Annotated in this window: 14 protein-coding genes and 1 pseudogene; 8 read left to right on the plus strand and 7 right to left on the minus strand. The window is 71.0% G+C overall.

Going from position 1 to position 16,789, the window contains the following annotated elements:
• Window positions 1–328: 328 nt before the first annotated feature.
• The gene (xylA, locus tag G6045_RS30785; RefSeq protein ID WP_165335440.1) at window positions 329–1,495 is read right to left on the minus strand and encodes a xylose isomerase; all 1,167 of its coding nucleotides are present in this window, start codon (window positions 1,493–1,495) and stop codon (window positions 329–331) included.
• 195 nt (window positions 1,496–1,690) lie between these two features.
• On the opposite strand from xylA, the gene xylB reads away from it, so the two are divergent.
• Window positions 1,691–3,142, plus strand: a complete 1,452-nt coding sequence (xylB, locus tag G6045_RS30790; RefSeq protein ID WP_165335441.1) for a xylulokinase — start codon at window positions 1,691–1,693, stop codon at window positions 3,140–3,142.
• A gap of 11 nt (window positions 3,143–3,153) precedes the next feature.
• Window positions 3,154–4,380 (plus strand): ROK family transcriptional regulator, encoded by a 1,227-nt coding sequence (locus G6045_RS30795; RefSeq protein ID WP_165335442.1) that lies wholly within the window; start codon window positions 3,154–3,156, stop codon window positions 4,378–4,380.
• A 112-nt stretch (window positions 4,381–4,492) separates the two neighbouring features.
• Here the strand turns inward: G6045_RS30795 and G6045_RS30800 are convergent, their stop codons facing one another.
• Window positions 4,493–5,464 carry a hypothetical protein gene (locus G6045_RS30800; RefSeq protein ID WP_165335443.1) on the minus strand — a complete coding sequence of 324 codons (972 nt, stop codon included), beginning with the start codon at window positions 5,462–5,464 and terminating at the stop codon, window positions 4,493–4,495.
• A gap of 221 nt (window positions 5,465–5,685) precedes the next feature.
• On the opposite strand from G6045_RS30800, the gene G6045_RS30805 reads away from it, so the two are divergent.
• The 3 genes from G6045_RS30805 to exaC all read left to right on the plus strand — a co-directional run bounded on the left by G6045_RS30805 (window position 5,686) and on the right by exaC (window position 9,268).
• On the plus strand, window positions 5,686–6,285 hold the full coding sequence (locus tag G6045_RS30805; RefSeq protein ID WP_165335452.1) for an N-acetylmuramoyl-L-alanine amidase: 600 nt from the start codon (window positions 5,686–5,688) through the stop codon (window positions 6,283–6,285).
• Between the two features lie 124 nt (window positions 6,286–6,409).
• Window positions 6,410–7,690, plus strand: coding sequence for a GAF domain-containing protein (locus G6045_RS30810; protein ID WP_165335444.1), 1,281 nt, complete (start codon window positions 6,410–6,412; stop codon window positions 7,688–7,690).
• A gap of 54 nt (window positions 7,691–7,744) precedes the next feature.
• On the plus strand, window positions 7,745–9,268 hold the full coding sequence (gene exaC / locus G6045_RS30815; protein WP_165335445.1) for an acetaldehyde dehydrogenase ExaC: 1,524 nt from the start codon (window positions 7,745–7,747) through the stop codon (window positions 9,266–9,268).
• A 129-nt stretch (window positions 9,269–9,397) separates the two neighbouring features.
• Here the strand turns inward: exaC and G6045_RS30820 are convergent, their stop codons facing one another.
• The 4 genes from G6045_RS30820 to G6045_RS30835 form a co-directional block, all read right to left on the minus strand.
• A complete protein-coding gene (locus G6045_RS30820; RefSeq protein ID WP_165335446.1) occupies window positions 9,398–10,876 on the minus strand; it encodes an amidase in 1,479 nt (492 codons plus the stop codon).
• A gap of 52 nt (window positions 10,877–10,928) precedes the next feature.
• Window positions 10,929–11,708 (minus strand): alpha/beta hydrolase, encoded by a 780-nt coding sequence (locus G6045_RS30825; protein ID WP_328707959.1) that lies wholly within the window; start codon window positions 11,706–11,708, stop codon window positions 10,929–10,931.
• Between the two features lie 166 nt (window positions 11,709–11,874).
• Complete coding sequence (locus G6045_RS30830) at window positions 11,875–13,167, minus strand: amidohydrolase (protein WP_165335448.1); 1,293 nt, start codon at window positions 13,165–13,167, stop codon at window positions 11,875–11,877.
• Window positions 13,164–14,414: an MFS transporter gene (locus tag G6045_RS30835; protein ID WP_165335449.1), complete on the minus strand. Its 1,251-nt coding sequence runs from the start codon at window positions 14,412–14,414 to the stop codon at window positions 13,164–13,166. The genes G6045_RS30830 and G6045_RS30835 overlap by 4 nt, the downstream gene beginning before the upstream one ends.
• Before the next feature lie 68 nt (window positions 14,415–14,482).
• Here G6045_RS30835 and G6045_RS30840 point away from each other — a divergent pair, with 68 nt between their 5' ends.
• From G6045_RS30840 to G6045_RS30850, 3 genes are all read left to right on the plus strand, one after another.
• Window positions 14,483–15,577: an Lrp/AsnC family transcriptional regulator gene (locus G6045_RS30840; RefSeq protein WP_328707960.1), complete on the plus strand. Its 1,095-nt coding sequence runs from the start codon at window positions 14,483–14,485 to the stop codon at window positions 15,575–15,577.
• A gap of 94 nt (window positions 15,578–15,671) precedes the next feature.
• Window positions 15,672–16,268 carry an RNA 2',3'-cyclic phosphodiesterase gene (thpR, locus tag G6045_RS30845; protein WP_328707961.1) on the plus strand — a complete coding sequence of 199 codons (597 nt, stop codon included), beginning with the start codon at window positions 15,672–15,674 and terminating at the stop codon, window positions 16,266–16,268.
• Window positions 16,265–16,669 carry an FKBP-type peptidyl-prolyl cis-trans isomerase gene (locus G6045_RS30850; RefSeq protein ID WP_165335451.1) on the plus strand — a complete coding sequence of 135 codons (405 nt, stop codon included), beginning with the start codon at window positions 16,265–16,267 and terminating at the stop codon, window positions 16,667–16,669. The genes thpR and G6045_RS30850 overlap by 4 nt, the downstream gene beginning before the upstream one ends.
• A 15-nt stretch (window positions 16,670–16,684) precedes the next feature.
• On the opposite strand, the pseudogene G6045_RS30855 reads toward G6045_RS30850, so the two are convergent.
• A pseudogene (locus G6045_RS30855) lies at window positions 16,685–16,789 on the minus strand (IS5/IS1182 family transposase); the annotation flags it as partial.

Below are 16,789 nucleotides of genomic sequence, written 5' to 3' on the forward strand. Positions count from 1 at the left end.
GGGTACGGGCCGCCGTCGGGCGGGGGGCCGAACCCTCCGCCACCACCCGGCGGCCCGTACCCCCCACCTCCCGACGGAGGCCCGTACCCGCCACCCGACGGAGATCCGTAGCCGCCGCCCGACGGAGGCCCGAAGCCCCCGCCCGACGGCGGCTGGGTCGGCGGCTGTGGCGGCACCGGAGGCATGGCCATACCGTCAAGAGTTACCCCGAATTGCTCAAGAAGCGACCCCTGTACGAAAGTTGGCACACTGCGTCCGCTTGGCCCGCCTCGTGGGCGTGATCAGCCACGCACGAGGCGGCCACGCACCACCTCAACCGCCCGCGGCATCAACCCCGCACCCCCAGCAAATGGTCCATGGCCAGCTGGTCGAGCCGCTCGAAGGCCATCCCGCGCGCGGCGGCGCCGTCCACGTCGAAGTCCTCGTACGCGCCCTTGTCCGCGAGCAGTCCCGCGAGGCCGTCCTCGGCGGTGGGCCGGGCGAGTTCGTCGAGCCGGGCGTCGAGCAGCGCCTGCTGCACATCCGGATCGGCGCGGAAGGCGGCCGCACGGTCGCGCAGGATCAGGTAGTTGCGCATACAGCCCGCGGCGGACTCCCAGACCCCGTCGAAGTCCTCGGTGCGCGGCGGCTTGAAGTCGAAGACCTTCGGCCCGCTGTACCCGGCCGTCTCGAGCAGGTCCACGAGCCAGAACGCGGCCCGCACGTCGCCGACTCCGAAGCGCAGGTCCTGGTCGTACTTGATGCCGTTCTGGCCGTTGAGGTCGATGTGGTAGAGCTTGTCGGCCCACAGGGCCTGGGCGATGCCGTGCGGGAAGTTCAGGCCCGCCATCTGCTCGTGGCCCACCTCGGGGTTGACGCCGAAGAGTTCCGGGCGCTCCAGGCGCTCGATGAACGCCAGGACGTGGCCGACGGTGGGCAGGATGATGTCGCCGCGCGGCTCGTTGGGCTTGGGCTCGATGGCGAAGCGCAGGTCGTAGCCCTGCTCGGTGATGTACTCGCCGAGCAGGTCGAAGGCCTCCTTCATCCGGTCAAGGGCATCGCGCACGTCCTTCGCGGCCCCCGACTCGGCGCCCTCGCGGCCGCCCCAGGCGACATAGGTCTGCGCTCCGAGTTCGACGGCGAGGTCGACGTTGCGGATCACCTTGCGGATCGCATAGCGGCGCACGTCGCGGTCGTTGGCGGTGAACGCCCCGTCCTTGAAGACCGGGTGCGTGAACAGGTTCGTGGTGGCCGCCGGCACCTTCATGCCGGTGGCGTCCAGGGCCTGCCGGAAGCGCTTGATGTGCGACTCGCGCTCGCTGTCCGAGGAGCCGAACGGGATCAGGTCGTCGTCGTGGAAAGTGATGCCGTACGCGCCCAGTTCGGCGAGGCGCTGCACCGCCTCCACCGGGTCGAGTGCGGCCCGGGTCGGGTCGCCGAACGGGTCCTTGCCCTGCCAGCCCACGGTCCACAGACCGAAGCTGAACTTGTCCTCGGGTACCGGCTGATACGTCATCGCCCCTGCTCCTTCGTCGCGCGGTGAGCGCACCTAGGTCTCGGGTGCGTCACGCCTGAGTCTTCCGCCGTCCCAGCTATTTCGTCATGCCGATTGACAAATTAGTATCCGGGGACGCGCCTGGAAACCCCCCGGGCGTTGGGCGGACTATGGACCGCCATCCCGCTGCCCGCACGGAGCCGAACGGAGACCGTCATGACAGCAGCCGAAGGACCGCTGGTCGTCGGCGTGGACAGCTCCACGCAGTCCACCAAGGCCGTCGTCGTCGACGCCTCGACCGGCCGTGTGGTGGCGAGCGGCCAGGCGCCGCACACCGTGACCACAGGGGCGGGACGCGAGAGCGACCCCGAGCAGTGGTGGCAGGCGCTGTGCGCCGCCGTCAGCGCCTGCGGTCCCGCGGCGCGCGAGGCGGCCGCGGTCTCGATCGGCGGCCAGCAGCACGGCCTGGTCACCCTGGACGCCCAAGGCCGCCCGGTGCGCCCGGCGTTGCTGTGGAACGACGTGCGCTCGGCGCCGCAGGCACAGCGTCTCGTCGAGGCGTTCGGTGGCCCGAAGGTCTGGGCCGAGCGGATCGGTGTCGTGCCGGCGGCCGCGTTCACCGTGACCAAGTGGGCCTGGCTCGCCGAGCACGAACCGGATGCCGTCGCGGCGACGGCCGCGGTGCGCCTGCCGCACGACTACCTCACGGGCCGGCTCACCGGTGAGGGCACCACCGACCGGGGCGACGCCTCGGGCACCGGGTGGTGGGCGGCGCCGACCGGCTCGTACGACGAAGAGGTCCTGGACCTGGTCGGCCTCGACCCCGCGCTCCTCCCCCGCCTCATCGGGCCCGGCGAAGTGGCCGGGACGGTGCGCGCACTGCCGGAACTCCCCTTCACACAAGGCGTGTTGGTCGCCCCGGGCACCGGCGACAACGCGGCCGCCGCGCTCGGCCTCGGACTGCGCCCCGGTGCGCCCGTCCTGAGCCTCGGCACCTCCGGCACGGTGTACACGGTCGCGCGGCAGCGGCCGGCGGATCCGAGCGGCACGGTCGCGGGGTTCGCGGACGCCCGCGGCGACTGGCTGCCGCTCGCCTGCACCCTCAACTGCACGCTCGCCGTGGACCGTATCGCCGCACTGCTCGGTCTCGGCCGGGAGGCAGTGGAGGCGGGCGGCTCGGCGACCCTGCTGCCGTTCCTCGACGGCGAGCGCACCCCCAACCTGCCGGGGGCCTCGGGTCTGCTGCACGGGCTGCGGCACGACACCACCCCCGGCCAGCTGCTCCAAGCCGCCTACGACGGTGCGGTGTTCGCGCTGCTCCAGGCCCTCGAACTGGTCCTGGCCGTGGACGGCGAGCCCACCGACGAGCCGCTGCTGCTCATCGGCGGCGGCGCGCGCGGCCAGGCCTGGCAGGACACCGTACGCAGGCTCAGCGGCCGCGCCGTCCAGGTCCCGCGGGCCGCCGAGTTGGTCGCCCTCGGCGCGGCCGCCCAGGCCGCGGGCCTGCTGACCGGCGAGGACCCGGCGGCGGTGGCGCGGCGCTGGGGCACGGCCGAAGGGCCCGTCCTGGAGCCGACGGCCAGGGACGACGCAAGCCTTGCCCGGATCGCCGCAGTGCTCGGCGACGCAACACCGCTCCTGACGGCCGACCGTACCTCCACCCTCTGAGGAGCCCCCTCATGACCACTGAGCTCCCCGGCAACGGCGGCTTCGGCGACCCGGCGTTCCTGCCCAACACCCAGCAGGGCATCCGCCGCCGCAATCTCTCCCTGGTCCTCCAGGCCATCACCGCCCACGGCCCGCTCTCGCGCGCCGCCGTCGCCTCCCGTATCGGACTGACCCGCGCGGCCGTCTCGACCCTGGTCGACGAACTGATCCGCGCCGACCTGCTCATCGAGCTCGGACCCGAACGCCCCGGCACCGTGGGCCGCCCCGGCAGCGCCCTGACCGTGGGCGAGCGCGGGCCCGTCGGTATCGGCGCGGAGATCGGCGTCGACCATCTCGCGGTGTGCGCGGTCGATCTGCACGGCAAGGTGCGGGCCCGCGCCTCCCTGGAGAGCGACAACCGGGGCCGCCCGCCGGAGCCCGTCCTGAAGGAACTCGCCCGGCTCGTACGGGAGGTGACCACCGCGAGCCGCAGCGCGGGCCTGCGCCCCGCGGGGCTCGCGGTCGCGGTGCCCGGCCTGGTCGCCCGCGACTCGCACACGGTGGTGCGCGCCCCCAATCTGGGCTGGAGCGAGCTCGACCTCGGCCCGTATCTGCTCGACGGCCTGCCGCTGAGCGTGGACAACGAGGCCAACCTCGGTGCGCTCGCCGAGCTGTGGATCGGCGGCGATCCCGCGCCCCAGGACTTCGTCCATGTCTCCGCGGAGATCGGTATCGGTGCGGCCGTGGTCGTGGGCGGACGGCTGCTGCGCGGCACGCACGGGTTCGCGGGCGAGCTGGGCCATATGCCGGTACGGCCCGAAGGCCCCGCCTGCCCGTGCGGCGGGCGTGGCTGCCTCGAGCAGTACGCGGGCGAGGAGGCGGTGCTGCGCGCCGCCGGACTCCCGTACGGCGAAGGGGGCATCGGCCTGCTCGCCGCCCGCGCCGAGAACGGTGACGCCCAGGTGCGCCGGGCGCTGCGCGCGGCCGGGTCGGCGCTGGGGATCGCGCTGTCCGGTGCGGTGAATCTGCTCGATCCGCAGACGGTGGTGCTCGGCGGCGCCCTGTCGCGCCTGGCCCCCTGGCTGCTGCCGTCACTGGAGCGCGAACTGGCCCGCCGTACAGCGGATCCCGCACGCCCCAAGGGCGGCACGGTGACGGTCTCGCGGCTCGGTTCCGAAGGCCCGCTGCTCGGTGCGGCCCATTCGGTGGTACGGGCGGTCCTGGACGATCCGGCTTCGGTGGCGGGAGCCCAGCGCTGAGAGCCCGCTGCTGCCGGCTCTTCCCGGTGCCCTCCACGGCGTCCGCCTGGAAGGCGAGGTGGCGGACCGGAGGCCTGATCACGCGAGGGCATCGGGCGAACGGCCCGCACGGCTACTTCGGGATCGTGCCGGGTGCGACGGGACTGACCGGCGAGTTTCCGCCGATCGTGGTCTTCAGGCCGATCGTGAAGATGGTGTACGTGATCCTCGTCGAGGTCGAGGTCGTCCTGAAGGGCGCCTCCTCCTCGAACTTCTCGTGCGCGCAGCCGCGGTTGAAGGCGCGCGCCGAGCCGTTCCAGTCCTCGCCGGAGGTGAAGTAGATCGTGTACGTGCCGTCGGAGATCCGCTGCACCTGCGCCTTGGCGTTCTTGCGCACGTAGACGGAGAAGGCGGCCTTGCCGCCGCGCGCGAAGGTCACCACGGCGTCCTGACTGCCGCCGGTGATCTTCAGCACGCCCCGGCCGCCCCGTGAACCGTCCTTGACCATCCGGCCGTTGGGGAGCCGCTTGCTGGTCTCCTTGGGAAGTTTCGGGACGGCGATGTCGAGGGTGTAGCCGAGCGCGCCGACCGCCTCCGCCGCGTCGTCGAGCGTGCCCAGGGCCTTGTCCGAGCCGAAGCGCGCGACCGCCGCCCTGCCGGTGCACAACGTGCCGTCGGTGCGGCCCTGTCGGGTGCTCTCCAGCTGACCGGAGAGACCGGCGAGGGCGGTGAGCAGGTCCTGGTGCGCCAGGTCGGCCCGGTCGGGGGTGTCGACCTCCCGCAGCAGCGTGTCCGCTTCGCCCGCCGCCGTGACGGCCGCGGTGAACGCCTCGTCGGCCGCCGTGTCCGACTTCGCCTCTCCGATGCCGGCCAGCGCCGTGTTGAGCGGATCGATCGCCTCGGCGAGCAGCGCGTCGTACGCGGTGTCGCTCATCGGCGGCGAGGTGCTCGGTGACGGTGGCGGCTCCTGCTCGTCCGCCGCTCCTGAGGACTGCAGGTCACGCAGCCAGTCCCCGTCCCCGTCCCCATCCCCGCCGGAACCGCAGCCGGCCGCGAGCAGCACGCCCGCCAGCACCAGAGCCCCCGTAGGCACAGCAGTACGCATGCGTCGCACGATGATCCCCCGATCCCCCTACGTGCACTGATCCCCTGATGAGAGTCCGGTACGGCCCGCGTTCCGTCAACGGCGCGACCCACCCCCTTCCAGCCCAACTACCCCTGCCCGTAACGTCGTCACCAGACGTGGGCCGACGTACCGCCCGCGGCCGTACCGATCGCATGGACCGCATCGACCGCATCGACCGCATCGACCGTGGAGGGAGCACCATGGAACCGGCCCGCGCTCTGCCCAGCAGACGGCGCCTGCTTCAGGGCGCCGCACTCGCCGTCCCCACCGCGCTGCTCGCCGGCGGCACGACCACGGCGCGCCCGACCGCCGTCGCCGACTACCCCGACGCGGACTGGGTGCCCGCGAGCAGCTCCAACCAGACGGCTTCGAACCGGCCGACCTCGTATCCGCTGACGCACATCGTCATCCATGTCACCCAGGAGACGTACGCCGATACGCTCGGGATCTTCCAGAACCCGGCGAAGCAGGTGTCCGCGCACTATGTGGTGCGCTCGGCGGACGGCAATGTCGCGCAGTGCGTCCGTGACCGCAACATCGCCTGGCACGCGGGCAATTGGACGTACAACACCCAGAGCATCGGCATCGAGCACGAGGGTTTTGTCGATCAGCCGGCGTGGTTCACCCACGCGATGTACGAGTCGTCGGCGGCGCTGACCGCGCATCTGTGCGCGACGTACAACATCCCGCGCGACCGCGCGCACATCATCGGCCATAACGAGGTCCCCGGCGCCACCCACACCGACCCCGGTCCGCTGTGGGACTGGACGCGCTACATACGGATGGTCAACTTCTACTAGCGACGGCCTGTCGCGAGTCGACGCGGCGTGACCCATTGCGGGTTCACTCGGTGCGACCTGTTGCCCGTTGCCGTGCCCGGGGTGACGATGGCCGCAAGCGCACCGGTACGCCGCGGAGGCCGAGTTGAGCGATTCCTGGGTGGCCCTCGAGCCGGGCACCGACCCGGCCGAGCGCACGCGTGCGCTGCGGCATGCGCATGCTGTGTTCACCACGGCGGGCACGGTGGAGCGCCCGGTGCGGCCGGAGGTCGCCGCTTCATGGCGGAGGTCGGCTCGGGCGCGGGTCAGTCCGGACGGCACGGCTCAAGTGGAGCTCGTGGACGGTGACTTGGGCGCCTATCGCGCGGACCATCCGCTGGCGCGCGTGATGCCGCTGGTACGGGAGCTGGTCTCCACGTACGCGAAGGACGGCGAGCATCTCCTCGCGGTGTGCGACGCGCAGGGGCGGCTGCTTTGGGTCGAGGGGCACTCGGTGACGCGCCGGCACGCCGGGCGGATGAACTTCGTACCGGGCGCCCGCTGGGCCGAATCCGCGATGGGCACCAATGCGCCGGGGACGGCGGTCGCGGTGGACCGCCCGGTGCAGGTGTTCGCCGCCGAGCACTTCAGCCGGCCCGTGCAGCCCTGGACCTGCGCGGCCGCACCGATCCACAACCCGCACACGGGACGGCTGCTCGGCGCCGTCGACATCACCGGAGGCAACGGGCTCGCCCATCCGCACAGCCTCGCTTTCGTGCAGGCCGTGGCCCGTGCCGCCGAGGCCCAACTGGCCTTGGAACAGCCGCCGCAGCGCGCCGAAACCGTCACGCTGCACGCGCTCGGACGGGACGAGGCGCTGCTCGTGGCCCAGGGCCGCAAGCTGCGCCTGAGCCGCCGGCACAGCGAACTCGTTGCGCTGCTCGCCCGCCACCCGGAGGGCCTCACCGGGGACCAGCTTCTCGTCGCGCTGTACGAGGACGAGTCCATGTCACCCGTCACATTGCGCGCCGAACTCTCGCGGCTGCGCGGCCTCTTGGGCCCGGAGCTGCTCGCGTCGCGGCCGTACCGTCTGACCACCCCGGTCGAGGCGGACTTCCTCCTGGTGGAGCGGCGGCTCGCCGCCGGCGCGGTGTCCGGTGCGATGGGCGCGTACGACGGTCCGCTGCTGCCGTACTCCTGCGCCCCGGAGATCGTGCGGCTGCGCGAACGCCTGGACATGGGGCTGCGGGCCGCGCTCGTGGACCGGGCCGATCCGCAGTTGCTCACGGACTGGGTGCGAAGCCCCTGGGGCGGCGACGACCTGGACATCTGGCAGGCCCTTGCGGGCGCTTCGCCGCGCGGGGCGCGGGCCCACGTACAGGCGGAAGTGCGGGCCCTGGACCGGGAGCAGTCGGCCGCAACGTGGTTGCAACCTCCCCGTCCCTAGCGTTCCCGGCAGTGCTGCCCAACGGCGGGCGGCAGGAACCGGGAGGCCACCGAGATGACCCGTTACGCCGCACCCGGCAGCGACGGTGCGATCGTCGACTACCAGTCGCGCTATGACCACTTCATCGGCGGCGAGTACGTGAAGCCCGCCCGCGGCCAGTACTTCGAGAACCCCAGCCCGGTCAACGGACAGCCCTTCACCGAGATCGCGCGGGGCACCGCCGAGGACGTCGAGCGTGCCCTCGACGCCGCACACGCCGCCGCGCCCGCGTGGGGACGCACCTCCCCCACCGAACGCGCCAACCTCCTCAACCAGATCGCCGACCGTACGGAGGAGCACCTCGAGAAGCTCGCCGTCGCCGAGTCCTGGGAGAACGGCAAGGCGGTACGCGAGACGCTCGCCGCCGACATCCCGCTCGCCGTCGACCATCTGCGCTACTTCGCCGGGGCGATCCGCGCGCAGGAGGGCTCGCTCAGCGAGATCGACGACAACACCATCGCGTACCACTTCCAAGAGCCGCTCGGTGTGGTCGCGCAGATCATCCCGTGGAACTTCCCGATCCTGATGGCGGTCTGGAAGCTCGCGCCTGCCCTTGCGGCGGGCAACGCGGTCGTCCTCAAGCCGGCCGAGCAGACCCCGGCCTCCGTGCACTACTGGCTCTCGCTGATCTCGGACCTGCTGCCGCCGGGCGTCGTCAACATCGTCAACGGTTTCGGCGCCGAGGCCGGAAAACCCCTCGCGTCCAGCCCGCGCGTCGCCAAGGTCGCCTTCACCGGTGAGACCACCACGGGGCGGCTGATCATGCAGTACGCCTCCGAGAACATCAAGCCGGTGACACTGGAGCTCGGCGGCAAGTCGCCCAACATCTTCTTCGACGACGTCTGGTCGCAGGACGACGCGTTCCGCGACAAGGCGCTCGAGGGCTTCACGATGTTCGCGCTCAACCAGGGCGAGGTCTGCACCTGCCCCTCCCGTGCCCTCATCCAGCGCGGCCACTACAGCGAGTTCCTGGAAGCGGCCGTCGCCCGCACCGAGCGGATCAAGACCGGACACCCGCTCGACACGGACACGATGATCGGCGCCCAGGCCTCCAACGATCAGCTGGAGAAGATCCTCTCCTATCTCGACATCGGCCAGCGCGAGGGCGCGAAGGTCCTCGCCGGCGGCCAGCGCATCGAGTACGACGGCGACATGGCGGGCGGCTACTACGTCCAGCCCACGATCTTCGAGGGCGACAACCGCATGCGGATCTTCCAGGAGGAGATCTTCGGCCCGGTCGTCTCGGTCACGTCCTTCAACGACTACGACGACGCCATCAAGATCGCCAACGACACCCTGTACGGCCTCGGCGCCGGCGTGTGGACCCGCGACATCAACACCGCGTACAGGGCGGGCCGTGCGATCCAGGCCGGCCGCGTCTGGGTGAACAACTTCCACGCGTACCCGGCCCACGCGGCCTTCGGCGGCTACAAGCAGTCGGGGATCGGGCGCGAGAACCACAAGATGATGCTGGACCACTACCAGCAGACGAAGAATCTCCTTGTCAGCTACTCCCCGGACAAGCTCGGGTTCTTCTAGAGGCTCATTTCGGGTGCCTGGAGGGAGCTTTATCCTTCCAGGCACCCACAGCTTCGCAGCCACTATCCGTGACCATTCAGCATCCTTCCGGACGCACTCGCCACGAATCTGCGCGTCGCGGACCGACAGTCAATCAGTGGCCGACTGCACAAGAGGCGTCGGCTGGACGGTCGGTCGGTGGTTCGGGGTGTATGCCCAGGTCCGGAGTTGCTCCACGGCCTTGCCGATGCGGAAGACGGTCGGGTCGTCGTAGGTGTGGCCGACGATCTGGACGCCGGTCGGAAGGCCCCAACTGGAGTGGCCGCTGGGCACGTTGAGGACGGGGCAGCGGTTGTTGATGTTGAAGGGCAGGGTCATGGCCGCCCACAGCGGCTCACCGTGGTCCTCGCCCTTCACCATCAGGCGGCCCAGGAGGTCGTCCCCTGCGGGCAGCCCGGGGACGGCCGTGGACGGGCAGATCAGGGCGTCGAAGGGGGCCATCGCCTCGCCCAGTTCGCGCTGCAATCGGGTCTCCACGCGCAGGCCGTCGAGGTAGGTGACCTGCTCGCAGGCGACGGCCATGGTGTCGGCGAAGGCTGCCGCGTACGGCGACATCCGGTCGCGGTGCTCGGCTTCGATCTCGCGGACAAGGGCGCCGAAAATGGTGGAGAAGTGTGCGGCGGCACTGATGAGGAGGGCGTCCTTGGTCCACGGGAGTTCGATCTCCTCGACGATCGCGCCCGCGTCGGTGAGCGCGCCGGCGACAGCTCGGGTGTTGGCCTCGATCTCCGGGTGGACGTCATAGGCGCCCAGGCGCAGGCACAGGGCGATGCGCATCCCTGCGACCGCGTCGTACTCGGCCGGCAGGACGAGTTTCGGGCGCAGCGACACGTGATCGCGCGAGTCGGGTCCTGCCAGGACGTTGGCGAAGGTGACGCAGTCGTCGACGGTGCGTGCCATGGGGCCGTCGCCGCGGTAGTGGTCGGCGGACAGCGGTGCCACGCCCGGGATCCGGCCGTACGGGGCCTTGTAGCCGACGGTGCCGGTGAAGGCGGCGGGGATACGGGTCGAGCCGCCGATGTCGGACGCGGAGGCGAGCAGCGCGGTACCGGCGGCGAGGGAGGCCCCGGCGCCGCCGGACGAGCCGCCGGGTGTGAAGTCGGGGTTCCACGGATTGCGGGTGACGCCCCACAGGCGGCTGTGGGTGAAGGAGGCGATGGAGAACTCGGGGGTGGCTGTGCGGGCGTGGATGATGCCACCCGCGTCCAGGATCCGGTCGATGACCGGGGCGTTCTCGGTCGCGGTGTTGCCGACGTTGACGAGGGAGCCCTCGGTGAGGGAGCGCCCGGCGATGGCGTGCTTCTCCTTGGTGGCGACCGGGATGCCTTCGAGCGGGCGCGGCATCAGGCCGCCCTTGCCGACGAAGCGGTCCTCTGCGCGCCGGGCCTGGTCGAGTGCCTCGTCGTAGAGCTGCTCGGTGAAGGCATTGATGACCGGCTCCGTCTGTTCCGCGCGGTCGATGACCGCGCGCATCAGCTCCACCGGGGAGAGTTCGCGGGCGTCGAAGAGCCGTCGCGCCTCGGTGGCGCTGAGGTAGGCGAGATCGGCACCGGCGTCGTTCGGGTTCATGCGCTCTTCCTTATGGATAAAGGGACTTCACGGACGGGGCGGGTATCAGCTGTCAGCCGAGCAGCCGCTTGAGCGCGGCGTGGATCCAGGCCGTCGCCTCCCCTGCGGCAGGACTGATGTGGGCCATGCCGTAGAAGCCGTGGACGAGGCCACCGAACCGCCGGTGTTCGACGCGTACGCCGGCACGCCGCAGCGCTTCGGCGTACGCGTCTCCCTCATCACGCAGCGGGTCGTACTCCGCGGTGGCCACAACGGCCGGAGCGAGCCCGGACAGGCCCTTCGCCCGCAAGGGCGCGACCCGCGGGTCGGCGCCGAACGCGGCGAAGGCATGATAGGAGGGGACGACGCCGAGGTACTGCTCGAAGAACCAGTGCAGCTCCGTGGTGGTGAGGAAGTAGCCTTCGCCGTTCTCGGTACGCGACGGGTAAGCGCCGCCCATGTCCGTGCTCGGGTAGACCAGGAGTTGGGCGGCGAGCGGCAGTCCGTCGGCGTGGGCCTGCTGTGCACACACGGCGGAGAGCGTCGCTCCGGCGCTGTCGCCCGCGACGGCCAGCCGGGCAGGGTCATCGCCGAAGGCGTCCACGTGCTGTGCGACCCAGGTCAGGGCGGCGTACGCGTCCTCGACCGCGGCGGGGAAACGATGCTCGGGGGCGAGTCGGTAGTCGACGCTCACCACGACGGCGTCGAGGTCGCGGCACAGGGTCCTGGCGTGCACGTCATGTGTGTCAAGGTCGCCGGCCACCCAGCCGCCGCCGTGCAGGTACACCACCGTTGGCACGGGCGCCGTGGCCTGCGGCCGGTAGACGCGGGACGGGAGAGAACCAGCCAACACGGTGGACACCGTCGCAGCCCCGGGTTTCGTGGCCTGGTCGAGGTGGTCGACGGTCAACGCCCGCAACCGTGCTCTGGCTTGTGCCGCAGCGTCCCCTCCGGGTTCAGGGGCGGCAAGTTGCTGGAGGCTGCGCAGAAAGTCTGCGATATCCGGGTCCAGAGGCACGTCACTTCTCCCGTCGGTCGCCGGCACACAACCAGTGCGCGGCTGCCGCGAGCAGTGCCGCCACGCCGGTGTGGATCGTGGGTTCGGGTACGGGGGCGAAGTACGGGGAGTGGTTGGCCGGGACCGTGTCGGGCAGGCCGTCCGTCAGCAAGGTGTCGGGGTCGATGTGCTCGAAGAGGGCCGGGTCGCCGCCACCGAAGTGCCAGAAGACCGAGGGCACACCGAGCGCCGTGCCGAAGGTGCCGAAGTCCTCGCTGCCGGTGAGGGGTTCGGGCAGGGTGAACACCCGCTCCCCGCCCATGACTTCGGCGATCGCGGCCAGCACGGTGCCGGTGGCCGCGGTGTCGTTGACCGTGACGGGGAAGGCGTTGAGAGCGGTGATCTCGGGCTCCTTGGGCGCGCCGGACGCGGCCGCCTCGGCGCGGATGATCCGTTCGACGGCCGCCAGGACCCGCTTCCGTACGACGGGCGTCGTGGAGCGGATGTTGATCCGCAGGTCCGCCGTGTCGGGAATGATGTTCTCCTTGGTGCCCGCGTGCAGCGAACCAACGGTCACCACGGCGGTCTGCGCCGCCCCGACCTCCCGGGAGACGACCGTCTGCAGCCGCATGACGACCGCGGCGGCCATGACGATCGGATCGACGGTCGTCTCAGGCGTGGAGCCGTGTCCGCCGCGGCCGTGAAGGCGGACCCGCAGGCTGTCGGAGGCGGCCATCACCGTGCCCGGGCGGGTGCCGACGAGACCGACGGGGGCCGGGGACACATGCTGGCCGAGGCAGACATCAGCGCGTGGGAAGCGGTCCAGGAAGCCGTCCTCGATCATGGCCGGTGCCCCGCCGACTTCCTCCGCCGGCTGAAACACCGCGACGACCGTGCCATGCCATTCCCCGCGGGCGGCGGCGAGTTGGGCGCTCGCGCCGAGCAGGCAGGTGACGTGCATGTCATGGCCGCAGGCGTGCATGACGGGAACCTTGTTGCCCTCGCTGTCGACGCCCATCTCCTGGGAGGCGTAAGGCAGTTGCGTCTGCTCCTGCACCGGGAGCCCGTCCATGTCGGCACGGAGCAGGACCACCGGGCCCTCGCCGTTGGCCAGGACCCCGACGACGCCGGTGCCACCGACGCCCTCGGTGACCTCCCAGCCCTGCTCGCGCAGCCGTTCGGCGACGACTGCTGCCGTACGGAACTCCTGGAAGGACAGCTCGGGATGGGCGTGCAGGTCCTCATAGAGGGAGAGCAGGCCGGGCAGCCGGTCCGGGAAGCCGGACAGCAGACGCGCGGCGGAGGCGGCGGTCATGAGTGCTCCTTTGCGGGCGCGGGGAGTTCGGACGCGCCGGTGGCGGCCCGGAAGGAAGCGGCGTCCTGCGGGGTGAGAAGCGACATCACCAGAGCGATGGCCGCGCCGAGCACCAGGGACGCGAAGGCCACCTTGAACGAGAAGGCGTCGGCGAGCGCGCCGATGACGGGCGGGGCGACCATGCCCGCCACCTGGCCACCGAAGACGATCGCCCCGCTGCCCACGCCGACGTCCTCGGCCGCGAGACCACCCAGCGGCACGGCGAGGATCGGCATGTAACAGAGGGAGACGGCAGTCGTCGCGAGCGTGCCGAAGACGATGAAACCGATCAGCGACGGCGAGAAGACCATGAACAGCAGCGTGACGGTGGCCACCGTCATGCTGGGCACGATCACCCTGCGGTGGTGGCCGCCCAGGCGGTCCGCGAGCCGCCCGCCGACAACGATCGCGCCGGTCGCGGCGAGGCCGGGGATCGCCGCAAGGGCTCCGGTCGCCGCGAGCGAGACACCGTATTCCTCCATGGCATAGGACGGGAGCCAGGTGCTGAGCCCCCAGACGATCAGGCTGTAGCCGAACATCATGGTGCTGAAGCGCCAGATCACGCCGCTGCGCAGGACGCCGCCCGTGCTGCGGCGGGCGACGGGGGTCTCGGGCTTCACCAGCGGGAGCGGCGCGGGGAGCCACACCCGTATCGCCACCAGGACGAAGATGCCGAGGGCCGCCGTCGAGAAGAACGCCGAGCGCCAGCCGAAAACGGCGATCAGGGGCGCGACGAGGAGCGGGGTGAGCACACCGGCAAGGGCGTTCGAACTCATGATCACGCCGTTGGCACCCATCCGCTCGGCCGGTGTGGTCCGTTCGACGAGGGCCTTCATCGAGGCGGGCGGGAAGATGCCCTCGGCGGCACCGAACGCGAACCGCATGAGCAGCAGGACGGCGAACGACCAGGCGAATCCCGTCAGAGCTGTGAACACGGACCAGGAGAGCAGGGCCCAGAGCATGACCCGCTGGGCGCCGTGCCGGTCGGCGAGCCACCCGCCGGGTATCTGGCACAAAGCGTAGGCGAGGAAGAACGCCGAGACGATCAGGCCCTGTTCCCCGCGGCCCACGTCGAACTCATCGCCGATGGAGGGCAGGGCCAGGTTGATGACGAGCCGGTCGGCATAGTCGACCAGCCAGGCGGTGAACAACAGCACAACCGTGATCCGGACGGTCTTTCGGACCGGCTGTGGGGGCGGAGCAGACACGGGGCACTCCTTCGACTCCGGGTGGCCGACGCTGCGCATCGACCGGAAGTGCCCTTACGATCCGGTCCGTGACAGAACCCGATGGAAAATTGCAGGAAAGCATCTCTGGAGGAGCGAAGATCCTCGATTCCCGCCGCGCAGCCGAAGCAGGTGCCTCGTTCTCCGAGCTGGACCTGGCCCTCGTCGACGCGCTCCAGGCTGCTCCCCGGGCGCCGTGGTCCCGGATCAGCAGGGCCCTCGGCGTCGACGCGACCACGGCGGCCCGCCGCTGGGAACGGCTGCGCGTGGACGGTCTGGCCTGGGTCAGCGCGTACGACTCCGCGAAGGCGACGACCGTCGCCTACGTCGAGGTCAGGTGCCGGCCCCGGGCCGTGGATTCCGCCGGCGCCGCACTGGCCGACATGCCCTGGGTCTTCAGCGTCGACGAGACGGCCGGCGACTTCGATCTCCTGGCGTCGGTCGTCGCCGGCGACCTGCCCTCCCTCGGCCGCGCGGTGCACGGACTGATCGGCGGCCTGAAAGGCGTACGGTCCACCCGCACACGCCTTGGCATCACCCTGTACAGCGAGGGCGGCGACTGGCGCATGCGAGCCATGGAACCGTCCGGCGACGCGGAACTCTCCGCCCCGCGCACCTCGCGCCCGACCCCGTACAGCGCGCACATGCACCACCGGCCGCCGCCCGAGGACCAGGCTCTCCTGGAAGCCCTCGGCCGCGATGGGCGCCTCGGCTACACCGATCTGGGCACGGCGACCGGCATGAGCGAACACACCGCCCGACGCCGGCTCCAGCGGATGATCCGGGACCGGGACATCACCTTCCGCTGCGACCTGGCGCACCCCCTCGCCGGGCTGTCGACCGTCGTGCTCTACCGCACCGCTGTCCCGCACACCCACCTCGAAGCCACGGGCAACGCGCTGGCCCGAAGGGAAGAGGTGCGCCTGGCCGTGTCCGTCAGCGGATCCGACAACCTCCTCGTCATGGTCTGGCTGCGCGGCCTGCACGCCATCGACCCCTTCGAAGCGCACCTCGCGGAACGCTTCCCGCACCTGAAGGTCAGCGACCGCACCGTCTTCCTCCACTCCCGCAAGCGCATGGGCCGGCTCCTCGACACCACCGGCCGCGCCGTCGGGTACGTCCCCTTCGCTCTGCCGCAGGTCTGACCTCGGCACCTGCTGCTCCGCGACGCGACTCCAGATGCCGCCGGGGCCCGCCTGTGCCATCGGCCCCGCGAGCGCATGGGGTAAGAAGACATCCGTGATCGATCCGTCCCCGACCGCCGCCCAGCACGCGTTCATCGCCCTCGCGCCGCCCGACGACGCGAAGAAGGAGCTGGCGCATGCGCTGAACCCGGCCTACGCCGCCTATCCCGACCTGCGCTGGAACCGCATCGAGGACTGGCACATCACCCTGGCCTTCCTGGGCGAGCTGCCCGTGGGCGCCGTCCAGCGCCTTCGTTCACCCCTCGCCGACCTGGCGGCTGCGCGGCCCTCACTCGAACTGGCGCTGGTGGGTGGCGGGCACTTCGACGAGCGGGTGCTGTGGAGCGGCATCGAGGGGGATCTCGACCGACTGCACGAGCTGGCCGAAGCGGTACGGGCGCGGGTCAGGGACTGCGGCATCACCTTCGTCACACGTCCGCTGCGTCCCCACCTCACGCTGGCCCGCGCCCGGCGCTACGACAGTGCGTCCGTTCCGGCGGCGGCTGCCTGCCTCGACGGCTTCGCGGGGCGGCCTTGGCAGGCCGAACGCCTACACCTGGTCGGCAGCACAGTAAGGGGCCACTCAGGCCCGCGGCGCTATCGGGACATCGGCGCGTGGCCCCTGGTCACCGACAGGAATGAGATGCGATGAGTGAACTGACCAAGCCCACGGTCGACGTTCCGGAGGGTGACGCTCCCACCGAGCTGACCATCCGGGACCTGGTCGTCGGGGACGGGCCCGAGGTGAAGTCGGGCATGGTGGTCCGTGTCCACTATGTCGGGGTGGCCTTCAAGTCCGGGAAGGAGTTCGACGCTTCCTGGGACCGGGGCGAGCCGTTCAAGTTCGCCCTGGGCGGCGGCAAGGTCATCAAGGGCTGGGATCGGGGGGTGAAGGGGATGAAGGTCGGCGGCCGGCGCGAGATCATCGTTCCGCCACGTCTCGGCTACGGCAATCAGTCGCCCTCACCGTTGATCCCGGCGGGCTCGACTCTCGTCTTCGTGGTGGACCTGCTGGCCTCGTATTCCCCCACATCCGGGTGGAGCGACGCCTAGGTCGTGTCCGCAAAGTCAGGGGAGCCAGAGTTGTAGGCAGGCGATGGTGATCATGGCTTGGTAGTGGCGGGCGCGTTTGTCGTAGCGGGTGGCCAGGGCTTTGTTGTGCTTGAGCTTGTT

The sequence above is a fragment of the Streptomyces mesophilus genome (assembly GCF_011044995.1).
Classification (GTDB): domain Bacteria; phylum Actinomycetota; class Actinomycetes; order Streptomycetales; family Streptomycetaceae; genus Streptomyces; species Streptomyces mesophilus.

What these genes read in the sequence shown, in the direction of transcription:
- xylA (WP_165335440.1), bottom strand. Translation starts at nt 1,495, where the DNA reads ATGACGTATCAGCCGGTACCCGAGGACAAGTTCAGCTTCGGTCTGTGG.
- xylB (WP_165335441.1), top strand. Translation starts at nt 1,691, where the DNA reads ATGACAGCAGCCGAAGGACCGCTGGTCGTCGGCGTGGACAGCTCCACG.
- G6045_RS30795 (WP_165335442.1), top strand. Translation starts at nt 3,154, where the DNA reads ATGACCACTGAGCTCCCCGGCAACGGCGGCTTCGGCGACCCGGCGTTC.
- G6045_RS30800 (WP_165335443.1), bottom strand. Translation starts at nt 5,464, where the DNA reads ATGCGTACTGCTGTGCCTACGGGGGCTCTGGTGCTGGCGGGCGTGCTG.
- G6045_RS30805 (WP_165335452.1), top strand. Translation starts at nt 5,686, where the DNA reads ATGGAACCGGCCCGCGCTCTGCCCAGCAGACGGCGCCTGCTTCAGGGC.
- exaC (WP_165335445.1), top strand. Translation starts at nt 7,745, where the DNA reads ATGACCCGTTACGCCGCACCCGGCAGCGACGGTGCGATCGTCGACTAC.
- G6045_RS30820 (WP_165335446.1), bottom strand. Translation starts at nt 10,876, where the DNA reads ATGAACCCGAACGACGCCGGTGCCGATCTCGCCTACCTCAGCGCCACC.
- G6045_RS30830 (WP_165335448.1), bottom strand. Translation starts at nt 13,167, where the DNA reads ATGACCGCCGCCTCCGCCGCGCGTCTGCTGTCCGGCTTCCCGGACCGG.
- G6045_RS30850 (WP_165335451.1), top strand. Translation starts at nt 16,265, where the DNA reads ATGAGTGAACTGACCAAGCCCACGGTCGACGTTCCGGAGGGTGACGCT.